Here is a 16,177-nt window from a genome sequence, read left to right on the forward strand (position 1 = left end):
AACAGGCTCCTTTTATGTAGTTATGTAAGGCTCCCTTAATAGGTTTTACTCCTTTAAGGCCTGTTGGGTTCCGGGTTTGATTTAGGTAGTCACCATTTCGCCGCCGTTGATATGCACTGTTTCGCCAATCGTGAATGCGGAATCCTCTGACGCCAGATATACGTAGGCTGGTCCTACTTCTGATGGCTGGCCAGCCCGCTTCAGCAGCGTGTTAGAGCCGAATTCATGTACTTTTTCTGCGCTGAAAGATGCCGGGATAAGGGGAGTCCAGATAGGGCCTGGTGCTACACCGTTTACGCGTATTCCCTTGTCTGCCACCATTTGCGCCAGTGTACGGGTAAAGGTCAGGATAGCTCCTTTTGTGGAGGAGTAATCGAGTAGCAGTTTGTTGCCATGGTACGCTGTCACGGATGTTGTGTTGATAATGGTGCTGCCTTTTTTCATGTGGTCTAAGGCTGCCTGCACAAAGTAAAACATCGCGAAGATGTTGGTGGCAAAGGTGCGGTGCAGTTGCTCTGTAGATATATCACGGATGTCCTCTTTTGCATGCTGCTCTCCGGCGTTGTTTACCAGAATGTCCAGTTTGCCGAGTTCATCCACTGTTTTCTGAACGGCATCGCGGCAGAACTTTTCTTCGCCCACGTCCCCGGCTATCAGCAGGCACTTTCTTCCTTCTTTTTCGACCATCTTCCTGGTGTCCTCAGCGTCCTTGTCCTCATTCAGGTATACAATGGCCACATCAGCTCCCTCACGGGCAAAGTGTACTGCCACAGAGCGGCCAATACCGCTGTCACCGCCTGTTATCAGGGCTACTTTATCTTTCAGCTTATCGCTGCCTTTGTAGTTGTCCCGGATAACTTCCGGCTCCGGGTTCATCTTGTGCTCTTTCCCTGGCTGTTCCATCTCCTGAGGCGGAAATGATTTTGGTTTGTTTTCCATAGCTTTTATAGGTTATAGTTCGTTACAAACTTAGCTATACGCCCGTCTCCCCGGCTTGTTTCTGTAACAGGCACAGAACACCGGCAGCGGAAGGCGCGGCGAATCAGGAAACAACTAAACATAAAAACTATGTGGAAGGAAGAAGATAACAAGCTAAAAAGCAGCCTCACGTTCAAAGACTTTGAGGAGGCCATGGCTTTTATGAACGAAGTGGCCGCTGTGGCCCACGAAATGGACCACCACCCGTGGTGGAGCAACGTGTACAACAAAGTAAATATTGAACTGTATACCCATGACGCCGGCAACACCGTCACCATCCGCGACCACAAACTGGCAAAGCGAATTGAGGAAATCTATGACAAGTTTAAAAGTTAGAGAGTTTGGGAGTTGTGGAGTTAGAAAGTTGTAGAGGTGAAGAATTTTACCTCGGGAATGAAACTACACGCCTAAAGTAAGAATTTAGTACTGCCGGTTCTTCAAGTTTTTCAACCTGTAGCTTATACTTATTTAGGCAACTAAGCTTTTTAACTCTCTAACTCCACAACTCCCAAACTCTCTAACTCCTCACAACTTTTTAACTTAAGTAAGCTATCTTTACCGCATGCAGGAACAAGAAAAGACGAACCTATACCTGGTGCCGACGCCCATCGGCAATTTAGAGGATATAACACTGCGTGCCATACGGATACTGAAGGAGGTGGATGTGATTCTGGCGGAGGACACACGAACCAGCGGCAAACTGCTGCAGCACCTGGGCATAGACAAGCGCATGCACAGCCACCACCTGCACAACGAGCACAAAGCCACCGCCCACCTGATAGACCGCCTGAAGGCAGGGGAGGTGATGGCGCTTATTTCAGATGCAGGCACGCCGGGCATTTCTGACCCGGGCTTTTACCTGGTGCGCGAGTGCCTGAAGCATGACATCAAAATCGAATGCCTGCCCGGTGCCACTGCCTTTGTGCCTGCCATTGTTAAGTCCGGCTTCAGCACCGATCGGTTTACCTTTGAGGGTTTCCTGCCCGTAAAGAAAGGCCGCCAGACACGCCTGCAGAGTTTGGCAGAGGAGGAGCGCACCATGATTTTCTATGAATCGCCGCACCGCCTGCTGAAGACGCTGACACAGTTCGGGGAGTATTTCGGGGGAGAGCGCCTGGCCTCTGTTTCACGTGAAATCACGAAGATGTTTGAAGAGACTATCAACGGAACTTTGGACGAGCTCATTCAGGTTTTCACTACTAAAGCCATTAAGGGAGAGTTTGTGATAGTGGTATCAGGTGCCACAAAAGGCAGCAAATCCGATAAAGAATAACATGAAGAAATACATCAAGCAATTAGGACTAGTCCTGGCCTTCTGCCTGCTCTCTTTTCAGGGATGGGCACAGTTTGAGGATATCCAGCTTTCGCCACAGGCTAAAATAAGCCTGATTACCTGCTCCAGCGGCCCGGAACTCTACGCTATTTTCGGACATAGCGCGGTGCGGGTGAACGACCCTGTGAACGGGTTCGACATTGTCTTTAACTACGGCACCTTCGATTTCAACGAGCCCAACTTCTACCTCAAGTTCGCACGGGGCAAGCTGAACTACAAGCTCTCCATTGCTTACTTCCGGGATTTCGTGTACAGCTACACCATGGACAACCGCTCGGTGTATGAGCAGGAAATGAATTTTACGGAGGAGCAGAAGCAGCAGTATTGGAGTTTTCTGACAAACAATTACCTGCCTGCCAACCGCTTTTACCTCTACGACTTCTTTTTTGATAACTGCGCCACCCGCATCCGCGATGGGGTAGAGGCTACCTTCCCGAACCAAATCAGGTTCAACATCAGCCATTTTGATGAGGACATGAGTTTCCGCAACCTGATTGACCTATACCTGACACCGCAGCCCTGGGGAGACTTTGGGATTGACTTTTCTCTGGGAGCCAGGATAGACAGAGAAGCAACGCCATATGAGTACATGTTCCTGCCAGACTACCTGGCCAAGGGCTTTGCTAACGCTACGATAACAGAAAACGGACAGACAAAGCCGCTGGTAGGGGAGATGCAGGTGCTTTTTGAGCGGGAGCTTATCCCTATATCTCGTGATATATTTACACCTACACTGGTCTTTTGGCTGTTTTTTGCCGTTGTGCTGGCCCTTACGGTAGTAGACTGGATGAAGCGCCGCCGCAGCCGTGTATTCGACATGGTATTTTTCTTTATGATTGGTTTAATGGGCATTGTACTGCTCCTGCTCTGGTTTGCAACAGACCACCAAGCAACTGCTTACAACTTTAACCTGCTTTGGGCTATACCTGCGCATGTTGTGGTGGCTTTCTTCCTTGGCCGCAACAAACTGCAGGACTGGGTAAGCAAATACATGCTGGTTACAGCCATTGTGGCGGGCGTACTGCTACTGTTCTGGCCCTGGTGGCCCCAAATGCTTCATACAGCCTTTATACCAGTCACCCTGGCCCTTGGCCTGAGAGCTGCGTATACCGTATGGTTCTCTAAAAAGATTAAAACAGAAATCTTTACTCCAAAAGTAGAAAAAGCGATATGAACCTGAGCCAACTATCACAGAACCTGAATATCATTGCCCGCAGTGTAGGTGCTTTTATCCGGCAGGAAGCGGAAAATTTCGATACCTCCACCATTGAAATGAAAGGCTTTAACGACCTGGTGTCTTACGTGGATAAGCAGGCGGAAGTGCAACTGGTGGAGGGGCTTCGGGAACTGTTGCCGGAGGCAGGTTTTATTACCGAAGAAGGTACCGACAGCACAAAAGGCGAGCGCTACAACTGGGTGATTGACCCTTTAGATGGCACCACCAACTTTACCCACAGCCTCCCGATATACTGCGTGAGCGTGGGCCTGCTGGATGGAGACGAAGTGGTAGTAGGCGTGGTATATGACCCTAGCCGCGATGAGTGCTTCTCGGCCTATAAAGGCGGCGGCGCTTTCTGCAACGCTAATCCCATAAAAGTGTCTGAGGCTCCTGCCCTGGCAAATTCACTTATAGCCACAGGTTTCCCTTATTATGATTTCGGCCTGATGCAACAGTACCTGCAGGTGCTGGGGGGCTTTATGGCTAAATCGCATGGCATACGGCGGTTAGGCTCTGCCGCCCTGGACCTGGCCTATGTAGCGGCTGGCCGCTGCGAAGGCTTCTTCGAGTATAACCTGAATGCATGGGATGTAGCAGGCGGAAGCATTATTGTGCAGGAGGCAGGGGGCATGCTAAGCAAGTTTGCTTCTGACGGTGATTATGTATTTGGCCGGGAGATTGTGGCAAGCAACGGCAACATTCACTCCGAGATGCAGGAAATCATTCAAGAGCACTGGAGGCAAACCGCAGAGTAAACTTTTTATACCTACAAATAGTTGTTAGAGCATGGTACAGGAACTGATTATACTCCTCGTTTTTATAGCCGCTGCTTTTTACATGGGTCGCCTGGTGTATCGCAGCTTTGTTGCTAAAAGCGGCTGCGTTAAAGGTTGTGGTAGTGCCTGCTCCTCCATTGACTTCAAAAAGATTCAGCAGGATTTGGATAAGAAAGCTGCATCCGCCAAACATTAAGAGCTGCTCATATATCAATAAACAAGTACTGTAGCCGCTCCCCCACGACATTTTTCTTTCTTTATCTGTATCCTATGTTCTTTTTTGCGTATAGTTTAATACGAATCCAGAACAATATTAAAGCGATATACTATGTCAGATAAAGTAGAAGAAAGGTCCATGGTAAATGTTACGAACCGTTTGTTTAAAGACGGTTACAAAACAGATTTCAAGGTAACCGATGAAGGAAAGCTTACTACCATGGATAGTAAGGAAACATTCGGCCCAGACCAGGTGCGTATAGTAGACCATTACCGTTTTGAGGGACAAAGTAACCCGGATGATATGTCTATTCTTTACGCACTTGAAACGACCACCGGACTGAAAGGCACTATTTCTAACTCTTACGGCCCTTATGCCGATGAGAAGGTAGACACCTTTCTGAAGCAGGTAGAGGATTTAGGAAAAAACCTCGATAAAGACGACAAATAATTAAGATCATCAACTAAACAGAAAGGGCCGGTGTCAATACCGGCCCTTTCTGTTTAGTTGATCTCCATAAAGTAGCATACAAGCTTACTGCCCATTGTTGCCTAAACGCTTCCCTTCTTTGATAGAGGCAGTGATAGCGTCCAACTGCTCGTTCAGTTTTTCGCCTCCTTTTATACCAAAGTCCAGCGTACGGATTGGGAATGGAATCAGGATGTCGTTTTCATCAAAGGCTTTCTTGATGCGGATAATGGCATCACTCTTAGCCCATACATAATCTACCTGGCGGCTGTATGTTACCCAGAAACGGGCTTTGAAGTTGATGGAGGAATCTCCGAAGGCATCATACATTACTTCGATATTGCGTGTTTTTACACGGTTTTTCACGTCCTCCAGCGCTTCTGTTACTACCTGCTGCACACGCTCCAAATCTTCGGCATACGAAATACCCACTTCCAGATCTATACGGCGGGTACCGTAAACAGAAAAGTTGGTGAGCGGGTTTTCAAACACCATCTTATTCGGGAGCTTTACCAGTTCTCCCGTCACCTGCCGGATATCGATGGTGCGGAGGGAAATACGCTCAATGGTACCGAAATAGTCGTTCGTTTCAATGTTATCGCCTACGCCAAAAGGTTTCTGCACAGCTATAATTACCCCGGAAATGAAGTTGGCGGCAATATCCTGAAAGGCAAAACCTAAGGCCAAACCAATGATACCGACACCGGCCAACAGGGAGATTACAACCCTATCGAGGTTAAGCACAGTAAGTACAAAGAAGAAGCCGACCAGCAGCATACCTATGTACAGGAGTGTCAGGACAAGGTTGTTAAGGGCTGCGCTATGCGAAAACCTTCTGATAACTCTCTCAAGCTGGGTTTTTACAAATCCAGCCACCCAAAAAGTTATTATCAGCAGCACGAGCGCAACAAACAGGTTCGGCAGCATCAATACAATGTCCGCACCCCAACCCTCCAGTTTCCCCCAAAGCAGTTCCACTGCTTCATTCAGGTCATTCATATAGTTATTCAAGTTGATTCTTTTTTAGGTTTAATGATCATGCCCATACTTTGGTGCCTTCTGTACAGTTGCGGCACATTTCTATATTGGCCCTGGAGCCTAGCAGTTGTTGCCTGAACTGGCTGTATGCCGGCCCGCGCCATACTGTTTTAAATTTATTACTTTTTAAATCACCCATTCTGTACTCGGCATCTTTATCAAAACAACAGGGCACTGTTAAGCCGTCCCAGGTAATGACGCAGGAATGCCACATTTTCCAGCAGTGGTTCAGTAGCTTATTTTTGATTGTATAGCTGCCGTCGCCGTTATTTTTGTACCTCGAGTAATAGTCAATGGTCGGGATGAGCGGGGAACCTTGCTGGTAGTCATAAATCTGCGCGGTTTTGAACGCTACCTCATTTACCTCCAGTTCCTGTGCCAGTTGTTTTACGTCTTCCAGTTGATGCTCGTTTGGCCGCACAACTAAAAACTGAAACATGATGTGCGGTGTTTTCGATTTCAACGCTTTTTTCCATTTCACCACATTCCGTGTTCCCTCCAGCACCTTCTCCAGTTTACCGCCAACCCGGTAAGCGGCGTAGGTCTCCTGTGTAGTACCGTCTATAGACACAATAAGACGGTCTAAGCCCGATGCCACTGTTTCACGGGCCGTTTCATCGTCAAGGAAATGTGCGTTGGTGGAGGTAGCAGTATAGATGCCTCTTTCTGAAGCATACTTTACCAGGCCCAGAAAGTTCTTATGCAGATAAGGCTCTCCCTGAAAGTAGAAAATGAGGTAGAGCAGGCGTTGGTGCAGCTGGTCTATAGTTTGTTTAAAAAGCTCGTCCTGCAGCATGCCGGTAGGGCGGGAAAAGGAGCGCAGGCCGCTGGGGCACTCCGGGCAGCGCAGGTTGCAGGAGGTAGTAGGCTCCAGCGAAATGCTCAGCGGATAGCCCCAATGCCTTGCTTTGCCTGTTGCTTTAGACAAGATGTAGCTGCTCACCACCTGCAGGGCATTCACAGCCCGCAGCAGCGTTAGTTTCGATAAAAAATTTAACCCGTCGGTCAGGTGCAGCGTCATGCAAAATAGGCTAAGGGAGCAAAGAAAGTATCAGCTCCATTTGCTGAAGAAAAAAGGGCAGCCACACTGGCTGCCCTCTAAGTTATGGTTTCTGGCGCGAATAGCCAAAATTAAGGCTTCCTAGTATCGGAACAGAGCTTTTACGTTCACACGTCCGTCTGTTGCTTCCTGCAAGCCATTGTAGCTGCTAACATACACTGTACCTCCCTGTGCTATTGTTTTGATAGCCGCCAGGTTAATCAGGTCGTCATCTCCACGCTGGTACTCCTCATGCACCTCGGCAGTTGCTTTCACGGAATCGTAAGTTCCCCACACAGGCTCACTTGGCGCAATAAACAGGGTATCTATGCGGCCATGTACTGCCTCAGCAGCCACAGTGGCAATATCTTCTGAAGTAGAACCTGTTCCTGCCACGTTCTGGTAGCGTGTAAGTGCTTCTGAATGGCCCTTCTGCATCAGTGGTTTCATTACAGCCAGTGCTCTTTCGTGTATCGAGTGCATATCTCCGCCGCCCTCGTTCACGTTGATGTTCTGCTCCACAATGTGCTTGTACTTGCTGATGTTGCGGTAAATACTGCAATAGTGGTCTACACCGGCTAGCACCAGCGGCTCGGTGGCATTGTGCAGAATCTCCTGGAGGTTGTTGTCTATATCCAACATAAATTCACGCACGCGGCTATGTTCCTCATCGCCTTTCGTAGTACCTGCCCCATGTACAATGTTGCTGCCATTTACGGTAGTGGTGGAGTTTGTAAAGTCCTGGTCATTTCCTTTTACATCAAACTTCAGCGCCTGGTTAAAGCTTTCCGGCACAAAAGAGCTGATATCAATCTGCCTGATATTGTCTATAGTCGCCTCATAGAAAGCAACTTTCTCGCGGTATAGCCACAGGATAAAGAAGCGGCCGTTCTGGCTCAGGACAGGCAGCATGGGTGTAAAGTAAAACTGGTCAAGTACAAAAACCTCATTTGGCATTGATACCGGCAACTCATAATGCGTTGAAAAGCCTTTCGTGATAAACACAGCCAAGCCTTCGCCCTGGTGACGCCAGAAGCCATTTTCGTTCAAGAGAGCTTCTGCAGGCTTCATGTACTCTGCTATTTCTGCGGCAGGTACATCATGTTTTTCTAAAAGCTCTTTTGCCTTCCGTATCTGGTTTTTAAAGGCAAGGCTGTCCTGTCCGTTCAGTGTTTCTTTGCCGGCGCGGTGAGTGGGTAAGTAGAAGGAGAGGCACAGCGCGTTCCCATTGCTGCTTTGCACATTTATCAACTTCTCAATATCTTTTTTATTTATTAATGCCATATGCTTTGTTGTTATAGTTGCTTTTCATAGTTCATAATTGTCTCCGGTATGCACCGGTAGGTAGGTTTTAAGTACGCAGCAAAACAAACAACGGTTATTGCCTTCTATACTATTGCCATAGCACCCACACTTCCCTGAAATATAAAAAAAGCCTGATATCAGGAGGATATCGGGCTTAAGTACAGGTACAACAGTATGCAGGAACAACCCATGAGGCAGCTGCCACAGCTCATGGCAGTATCTTTCTCTTCTTTGCCTCTGTGAAAAAATGGGATATAAAATCTGCTTACCCGAACAGGTTGCTGAACACTTCCTCTAACCTGCCAAAGGCATGTATGTTAATAGAGAATTTGCTGAAGTCAAGCCCTTTCTTGTTGTATTTAGAGATATAAATATCTGTAAACCCAAGTTTTTCAGCCTCGCTGATGCGGTTCTCGACCCGGTTAACGGCACGTACCTCGCCACCCAACCCTACTTCGGCGGCAAAGGCCGCGGTGCTCGGAATGGCCATATCCTCGAAAGAGGAAAGGATGGAGGCGCACACGGCCAGGTCCAGGGCAGGGTCTTCTACCTTCAGGCCACCGGCCATATTCAGGAACACGTCCTGCGCACCCAGCCGATAGCCGCCGCGTTTCTCCAGCACCGCCAGCAGCATGTTCAGGCGCTTGGCATCGTACCCGGTGCTGGTGCGTTGCGGGGTACCGTAAGTAGCTGGCGTCACGAGGCTTTGCACCTCTATCAGCAGTGGGCGGTTTCCCTCCAAAGTAGCTCCGATGGCAATGCCGCTAAAGGCATCCTCGCGCTGCGAGATCAGGATTTCCGAGGGGTTGCTTACCTCCCGCAGGCCAGAGCCCAACATCTCATAGATCCCCAGCTCAGAAGTAGAGCCGAAGCGGTTTTTGGTGGTGCGCAGGATGCGGTAGGTCATATGGCGGTCGCCTTCAAACTGCAACACCGTGTCTACCATGTGCTCCAGTATCTTCGGGCCAGCCAGGTTGCCTTCTTTGGTGATGTGCCCGATCAGGAAAACAGGGGTGCCGCTCTCTTTTGCGAACTTCAGCAGCTCGGCTGTGCACTCGCGCACCTGGCTCACGCTACCCGCGCCTGATTCTATAAAAGAGGAGTGGAGGGTCTGGATGGAGTCGATGATGAGTACCTGCGGCCGCACCAGCTCTATCTGCTTGAAGATGTTCTGCGTGCCTGTTTCGGTGAGGATAAAGCAGTCGGAGGTTTGGGCAGTAAGTCGCTCGGCGCGCATCTTAATCTGCTGCTCACTTTCCTCGCCGCTCACGTACAGCACTTTCATACCGCTCAGGCTTAGGGCAATCTGCAGCATCAGCGTACTTTTACCAATGCCAGGCTCACCCCCGATCAGCACCATGGAGCCCGGTACGATACCGCCTCCCAGTACGCGGTTCAGTTCCTGGTCTTGCGTGATAACGCGCTGCTGCTCCTGAAAGCTGATATCCGCAATCGGCTTAGGTTTATTAGAGACTTGTGCGGTGCTGCTGCCAACTTTCCAGGCTGTAGTAGGCGTTACCTCCTCGCGCTGCACCACTTCTTCTACATAGGTATTCCATTCGCCACAGGCCGGGCACTTTCCAATCCATTTTGCGGACTGAGCACCACAGCTCTGGCAGAAATAAGACGTTTTTATTTTAGCCATTCAATTTTGTTGTTCGTTATGCGTTGTTCGTTTTCCGGATGTATTTATCCAGTAAATCGGAACAAAATAAGAGGCAGAAGAATCACTGTTTTTACTTAAAATTAAAGATAAAAGCAGCATATAAAGTGCAATACAAGCTTTAAGCGCTACACTACTTCCGCCACAGCCGCCTGCTTAAAATACACCTTAAAGGTAGTGCCTTTGTCCACCTCGCTCTCTACTTTAATGAAACCGCCGTTGTTCTCGATAATGCGCTTAACAATGTACAGCCCAATGCCGGTACCCTCCACATGGCTGTGCAGGCGCTTAAACATGGTGAACAGCTTATGCTGCTGCTCCTTCTTTATACCCAGGCCATTATCCTTCACCTCCAGCACAATATACCTGTCCTGCTGGTAGGTAGCAATATGCACTTCAGGTGCCCGCTCCGGCGACTTATACTTGATTGCGTTAGAAACTAAGTTGTAGATAATACTTCGTAAATTTTTGCGGGCATACAGGATGTTCTTTACCTCCAGATCAGTGCTGATGGTGGCGTCAGCCTCTTTTATCAGTTTATCTATATCAGTGGTAATGTCCTGCAACATGTTCTCGACAGAGAGCGGCTCCACCTCCGACTGTAGCTCTTTCTGCACTTTCGTGATTTCAGTCAGGTCTGCAATGGTGCCTTTCAGTTTGTTTACAGCCTGCTGCAACATGGCCAGCACCTTCATGTCTTCCTGGTTGAGGTTGCCTTGCAGGATGTCGCGCAGCAGCGTGGCCAGGCCTTCCATGTTGGCGATAGGCGATTTCAGGTCGTGGGAGGCGGTGTATACAAAGTTGTCGAGGTCGTTGTTAATGCGCTGCAGCTCTGTGTTCTTCTCGCTCAACTCCTCGTTGGTATTAATCAGCTCTTTGCGGGCCTTCACTAATTCGGTCACCTCTACGGCAAACACCAGCACGGCCTCTACCTGCCCGTTGCTATATATCAGTGGCTGATACACCAGGTTAAAGTAGCCGCGCTCTAGTTGTCCGTTGTTATAGCGGTCGAAGGTGGCAACTGTTTCGTTCCCCACAAAAGGCTCACCTGTTTCCACCACCCGCTCGAGGCGTTGGAAAAACCCGTGTCCTTCTTCGCTGGTGTGAGCATCGTAAATAGTTTTACCTACAAGCGGGCGGTTGCCATACAAGCGGCGGTATTGCGGATTGGCCAGCACATATTTAAAATCCTGGGCGCGCACCAAGCCCACCACCGCTGGTACCTCTAAGAACAGCTTCTGCAGCAGTTCCGCATTCTGCTTCACCTTTTGCTCTGCTTCTTTTATCTCTGTAATATCAATGATAGAGCCAATGTGACCCAGAAACTCCCCATTCACCCCAAAGCGAGGCATAGCTGTATTGATTACCCAACGCAACTTTCCGTCGTGGCGGCGCATGCGCATTTCCATCTTAAATGAACCTGACGCGGCGGTGGCCTTTTTAAATACTTCAGAGTACTGCGGCATGTGCTCCGGTTCCAGCACCTCTTGCCAGCCCCGGCTAATGCTTTTCTCGAAGGAGAGCCCTGTAAAGTCAATCCACTGCTTGTTCACATACACGCACTCCCCCTGGGGGTTACCTACCCATATCATAACAGGCGCGTTATCGGCCATGGTTCTGAAGCGCGCCTCACTCTCAATAATCGCCTCCTTTGCGCGTTTCTCTTCTGTTATGTCACGCACCTCGATAATAGCATAGGTTCCGGAGCCTCTCTCTTTGATAGGCTGCACCGTACACGACACGTTACTAAAGCTCCCATCTCTATGGATGAACATATCTTCGTAGGCGCGCATCGGCTCTGTTATGGCCAAAGCTGTGCGTATTCTGCATTCCTCTACAGGAAAATCAGAACCATCCGGATGCATATAGTGCACCATTTCGTGCAGGGTTTTTCCCTCCATCTCCTCTAAGGTATACCCTGTCATTTCTTCAGCAGCCGGGTTCATGAAGGTACAATACCCTCTGGCATCAATGATGAAGAGGGCTGCCGTAGCATTGTCCGTAATGGTCTGCTTCAGTCGGTTGGACCGTCGGGTGTTGGAGAGGGACCAGATGATAAAACCCATCAGTAAGCTGATAATTACGCCTCCAGCCAGAATGTAGTAGGGCAGTTCTGATTCAGCAGTCCCTTCAAAATCGGGCTCTGCTGTAATGAAGAGGCGCCAGGTATGGTTCCCGATACTGATGGTGCCCGGATAAGCGAGGGTCCTGTTGTTGGTGTGGTAGTACAAAGTGGAGTCTGTGCTGTAAAGCAGTGACTCCTTTGCAAAGCTGGTGCCGTCGTATACCTCTACATCAATGTCGTCAAATTGCCGCCCCAGAATGGAGGTCATCAGGTCTTTAGCCCGGAAAGGACTGTATACAAAACCCTTGATCAGGTTCTGGCGGTCTTTAATGGATGCCGGATCGGCGTTATCCCGGTACAAAGGCAGGTAAATCAGGAAGCCTGCCTGCTCATCTTCTCCATCTTCCTGCACCAGGCGCACCTTTCCGGACAAGGCTGGTTGCTTTGTGTCGCGGGCAATCCGCATGGCTGACTGCCGCGTAGGCTCGCTGGACATATCAAACCCAAAGGCGCGCAGATTCCGGCCAGTAAAGGGCTCTATATAAGTAATGGGAGCGTATTCCGTCCGCTTACCCTCAGGGTAAACACTGAACCCGCTGAATCCTTCAGAGCGAATGCGCCGCTCATAAGCGGCCAGCTCTGAGGGCCTGACAACGTGTGTGTAGCCGAGTGCCTGAATGCCTGGGTAATTCTCTTCCAGGTTCAGCGAGTTATAGTATTTATGCCAGGCACTGCGCTCTATTGTATCAGAAGCAACAAGGAGCGCTTTCGCTCCAGTCAGTACCTGAACGTAGTTGTTCATGCGCCTCTTAACAGCTGCGACAGCCTGTTCTGCATGCAGCTCAAACATCTTCTTACTTCGTTCATCTGCTTTTCTCTTCGTTTCTGAATACACAAAAAGCGTGAGCAGGAATATGAGCAGAAAAGAAAATACAGCTATATAATGATCTCTTAAAAAACGGGCCAGTCTGGCTAATTCCATGTTTTATGGCTTAATGCTACATCTTGCCGGCAAAAGCTAAAGGTGCTTTTGCATTGTTCGTTTCCCCCGCAAGCAGTTCTACCTTTCTCAAATGTACAAAAAAGTCACCAATACCTCATGAATGCCGTGGTGCAGAAAATCTAAACTCAAGCAGCGTTATATTATTGTAAAAATAAGGTAAAGTAAGTACATTCCATCTATAGAAAAACCTCTGTAAAATCGGCGTTAAATTTATCACCATCAACAACATACACATGAGAACAATACAGCAATGGTTTGATGAATATGGCCAGAGCCATCAGAACCACACCAATAAACTAATCCACTGGATATGCGTTCCGCTGATATTTTTCAGCGTTGTTGGCTTGCTGGCCAGTATCCCAAGTGGAGCGTTGCAGGAGTTTTTTCCTGCCCAGGTGCAGCCTTACGTGCATTTTGGCACTGTAGTCCTGTTGCTGGGCCTGCTGTTTTACCTGCGCCTGTCTTTTTCGATGTTTCTGGGCATGGCCCTGGTGTGCGCCGTAGTGCTGTGGGTGGTACAGGCGGTGGAGGTGGCATTTGAGACACCGCTCTGGCTCATTTGCCTGGTGGTGTTCATCCTTGCCTGGATTGGGCAGTTCTACGGGCATAAGGTAGAGGGCAAAAAACCTTCTTTTCTGAAAGACCTGCAGTTCCTGCTGATAGGCCCGGCCTGGTTACTTGGCTTTATTTATCGGAAATTGGGGATACCGTATTAACTTTGCGGGACTAACCCTTTCCCCATGCTGGAAATTATCAAGAGTTTACTTATTGCCTTTTTTGCGGTGGCTGTGCTGCTGCCCGTTGTCCGCTATGCTTTGCGAAGGTTGTCGCCGGCACAGCATACCGCTGCCATGTCAGCAGAAGAGTTGAAGTACATCCAGAAGCAGGAGTTGAAACTAACAGTTGCCTATTTCTTTTTTGCCTCCGTCTTAACGGTATTTAGCGCTGGTGTTCTGGCGCTCCTTTCCAGCATTATCCATGCCTCTGAGGAACACCTGTTTGTAATGACGCCCAACTTCAGGGCGTTTTTCGCACCAGGTCTGCTGCTTGGGCTCACGCTGGCGGTGCTGCCACTGCGTATTGTGCAAAGTGCGGTATTAGGCAGTGATTATGAACTTTACAAGACCTATACCCAACAGGTAGAAGGGCAGCATTCTACTCGTACGTACAGCATCCTGTTACTTGTGCTGCTGGTTGTATCAGGCATCGTTACGTTTTATGCGCTGCGCTGGCATATAACTATAGACCGGAACGAGATTCAGGCTACCAACCTGCTGCTGGAGCAGCGTGCTTACGACATGCAGGAAATTGAGAGTATCCGGTATCTGGGAGCTGAGGGCGAATACCTGGTTTCCTTCTCCGACCAAACAAACATTAACACCACTTACCTGAAACCTGTGCAGCTGGAAATGATTGCGTTGCTGGCAGAGCGATCAGGTAAAAGGGTGATTCGGTAAAATGTGCTATAGCGGGCGTGTTATCTTAGCCTGCAGGTGCCTGTCGTTTTCCGCTCTCTTTTAAGCCATTCCTGCTCCTATGCGTAAGGTATAAAGCAGCCAATGGCTTGCCCGCATCTTATGGAATAATTTCATAGTTTTGCCACAGACACATGTTTCTTCAATTTAATAGATAAAACTATATGCAAGTTCGTGTAGAAAAAGACACCATGGGGCCTATAGAGGTGCCTGCAGAAAAATACTGGGGCGCACAGACACAGCGCTCAAAAGAGAACTTCACCATAGGCGGACAAACGATGCCGAAAGAGGTGATTGAGGCCTTCGCTATACTTAAGAAATCTGCGGCACAGGCAAATGCGCAGCTAGGTGTGCTGGCGCAGGACAAAGCCGACATCATCAGCGAAGTATGCGATGAAATTCTGGCTGGTAAACTGGACGATGAGTTTCCGCTGGTAGTATGGCAGACAGGTTCTGGTACACAGTCGAACATGAACGTGAACGAGGTAGTGGCCAACCGGGCGCACGTATTGCTGGGCGGCGACCTGATGGACGAGAAGAAGCAGGTTCATCCGAACGACGACGTGAACAAATCGCAGTCTTCAAACGACACCTTCCCCACGGCCATGCATATTGCGGGTTATAAGAAAGTGGTAGAGCACACGCTGCCCATGATTCAGAAGCTGCGCGACACACTACACGGGAAGTCGGAGGAGTATATGGATGTGGTTAAGATTGGCCGCACGCACCTCATGGACGCCACGCCACTGACGCTGGGCCAGGAGCTTTCCGGGTATGTAGCCCAGCTGGAGTATGGTATGAAGGCGCTTCGCAACACCCTGGAACACCTGAGCACGCTGGCACTGGGCGGTTCTGCCGTAGGAACAGGCCTTAACACGCCGGAAGGCTATGCCGAACTGGTAGCCCAGAAAATATCTGAGTTTGCCGGTCATGAGTTTATCACGGCACCAAACAAATTTGAGGCGCTTGCTGCCCATGATGCCATTGTAGAAACTTCCGGTGCTTTAAAGCAACTGGCTGTAAGCCTGATGAAGATTGCCAACGACATCCGTTTGCTGGCGTCAGGCCCACGTTCTGGTATCGCTGAGATTTTGATTCCGGAAAACGAGCCAGGTTCTTCAATTATGCCGGGTAAAGTAAACCCAACACAGGCCGAGGCCATGACCATGGTTTGCGCCCAGGTAATTGGAAACGACGTGGCGATATCAGTAGGCGGTATGAACGGCCACTTCGAACTGAACGTGTTTAAGCCGGTGATGATTTATAACCTGCTGATGAGCGCCCAGTTGATTGGCGACGCCTGCGACTCCTTCGACAAACACTGTGCTGTAGGCATTGAGCCAAACAGAGAGAAGATCAAAGATAATCTGGAGAACTCGCTGATGCTGGTAACCGCCCTGAACCCACACATCGGGTATGATAACGCCGCCAAAATCGCGAAGAAAGCCCACAAAGAAGGCACTACGCTCCGCCAGGCCGCCATCGACCTCGACTTACTTACGAATGAGCAGTACGATGAGTGGGTGAAGCCAGAGGATATGATTGGCAGCTTGAAGAAGTAGAATATACGTATTACGATACACGTAGCAAGACATAGT

At 49.3% G+C, this 16,177-nt stretch carries 15 protein-coding genes; 9 read left to right on the top strand and 6 right to left on the bottom strand.

Annotation, left to right across the window (positions count from 1 at the left end; genetic code table 11):
- Positions 1–81: 81 nt before the first annotated feature.
- Positions 82–939, bottom strand: coding sequence for an SDR family oxidoreductase (locus E1919_RS14605; protein ID WP_162054141.1), 858 nt, complete (start codon positions 937–939; stop codon positions 82–84).
- Positions 940–1,041: 102 nt separating this feature from the next.
- Between E1919_RS14605 and E1919_RS14610 the strand changes: the two genes are divergently transcribed.
- The 6 genes from E1919_RS14610 (at position 1,042) to E1919_RS14635 (ending at position 4,973) form a co-directional block, all read left to right on the top strand.
- Positions 1,042–1,314: a 4a-hydroxytetrahydrobiopterin dehydratase gene (locus tag E1919_RS14610; protein ID WP_262888719.1), complete on the top strand. Its 273-nt coding sequence runs from the start codon at positions 1,042–1,044 to the stop codon at positions 1,312–1,314.
- A gap of 226 nt (positions 1,315–1,540) precedes the next feature.
- A complete protein-coding gene (gene rsmI, locus E1919_RS14615; RefSeq protein ID WP_162054143.1) occupies positions 1,541–2,251 on the top strand; it encodes a 16S rRNA (cytidine(1402)-2'-O)-methyltransferase in 711 nt (236 codons plus the stop codon).
- Position 2,252: 1 nt separating this feature from the next.
- A complete protein-coding gene (locus tag E1919_RS14620) occupies positions 2,253–3,485 on the top strand; it encodes an Lnb N-terminal periplasmic domain-containing protein (protein WP_162054144.1) in 1,233 nt (410 codons plus the stop codon).
- Complete coding sequence (locus E1919_RS14625; protein WP_162054145.1) at positions 3,482–4,285, top strand: inositol monophosphatase family protein; 804 nt, start codon at positions 3,482–3,484, stop codon at positions 4,283–4,285. Before E1919_RS14620 ends, E1919_RS14625 begins: the two co-directional genes overlap by 4 nt.
- A gap of 31 nt (positions 4,286–4,316) precedes the next feature.
- The gene (locus E1919_RS14630; protein ID WP_162054146.1) at positions 4,317–4,502 is read left to right on the top strand and encodes a FeoB-associated Cys-rich membrane protein; all 186 of its coding nucleotides are present in this window, start codon (positions 4,317–4,319) and stop codon (positions 4,500–4,502) included.
- A 132-nt stretch (positions 4,503–4,634) separates the two neighbouring features.
- Positions 4,635–4,973 carry a hypothetical protein gene (locus tag E1919_RS14635; RefSeq protein WP_162054147.1) on the top strand — a complete coding sequence of 113 codons (339 nt, stop codon included), beginning with the start codon at positions 4,635–4,637 and terminating at the stop codon, positions 4,971–4,973.
- Positions 4,974–5,057: 84 nt separating this feature from the next.
- Here E1919_RS14635 and E1919_RS14640 read toward each other — a convergent pair whose 3' ends face one another.
- The 5 genes from E1919_RS14640 to E1919_RS14660 all read right to left on the bottom strand — a co-directional run bounded on the left by E1919_RS14640 (position 5,058) and on the right by E1919_RS14660 (position 13,083).
- Positions 5,058–5,990: a mechanosensitive ion channel family protein gene (locus E1919_RS14640; RefSeq protein ID WP_162054148.1), complete on the bottom strand. Its 933-nt coding sequence runs from the start codon at positions 5,988–5,990 to the stop codon at positions 5,058–5,060.
- Between the two features lie 37 nt (positions 5,991–6,027).
- Positions 6,028–7,050: an SPASM domain-containing protein gene (locus tag E1919_RS14645; RefSeq protein WP_162054149.1), complete on the bottom strand. Its 1,023-nt coding sequence runs from the start codon at positions 7,048–7,050 to the stop codon at positions 6,028–6,030.
- Between the two features lie 120 nt (positions 7,051–7,170).
- Positions 7,171–8,352 carry a baeRF3 domain-containing protein gene (locus tag E1919_RS14650; protein ID WP_162054150.1) on the bottom strand — a complete coding sequence of 394 codons (1,182 nt, stop codon included), beginning with the start codon at positions 8,350–8,352 and terminating at the stop codon, positions 7,171–7,173.
- 286 nt (positions 8,353–8,638) lie between these two features.
- A complete protein-coding gene (radA, locus tag E1919_RS14655; RefSeq protein WP_162054151.1) occupies positions 8,639–10,018 on the bottom strand; it encodes a DNA repair protein RadA in 1,380 nt (459 codons plus the stop codon).
- A 146-nt stretch (positions 10,019–10,164) separates the two neighbouring features.
- Positions 10,165–13,083: a CHASE domain-containing protein gene (locus tag E1919_RS14660; protein WP_162054152.1), complete on the bottom strand. Its 2,919-nt coding sequence runs from the start codon at positions 13,081–13,083 to the stop codon at positions 10,165–10,167.
- 254 nt (positions 13,084–13,337) lie between these two features.
- Between E1919_RS14660 and E1919_RS14665 the strand changes: the two genes are divergently transcribed.
- The 3 genes from E1919_RS14665 to fumC all read left to right on the top strand — a co-directional run bounded on the left by E1919_RS14665 (position 13,338) and on the right by fumC (position 16,141).
- Positions 13,338–13,820 (top strand): Mpo1 family 2-hydroxy fatty acid dioxygenase, encoded by a 483-nt coding sequence (locus E1919_RS14665; protein WP_162054153.1) that lies wholly within the window; start codon positions 13,338–13,340, stop codon positions 13,818–13,820.
- A 24-nt stretch (positions 13,821–13,844) separates the two neighbouring features.
- On the top strand, positions 13,845–14,561 hold the full coding sequence (locus E1919_RS14670; RefSeq protein ID WP_162054154.1) for a hypothetical protein: 717 nt from the start codon (positions 13,845–13,847) through the stop codon (positions 14,559–14,561).
- Positions 14,562–14,743: 182 nt separating this feature from the next.
- Positions 14,744–16,141: a class II fumarate hydratase gene (gene fumC / locus E1919_RS14675; RefSeq protein WP_162054155.1), complete on the top strand. Its 1,398-nt coding sequence runs from the start codon at positions 14,744–14,746 to the stop codon at positions 16,139–16,141.
- The last annotated feature ends 36 nt before the right edge of the window (positions 16,142–16,177 follow it).

The sequence above is a fragment of the Pontibacter pamirensis genome, assembly GCF_010015475.1.
Lineage (GTDB): Bacteria > Bacteroidota > Bacteroidia > Cytophagales > Hymenobacteraceae > Pontibacter > Pontibacter pamirensis.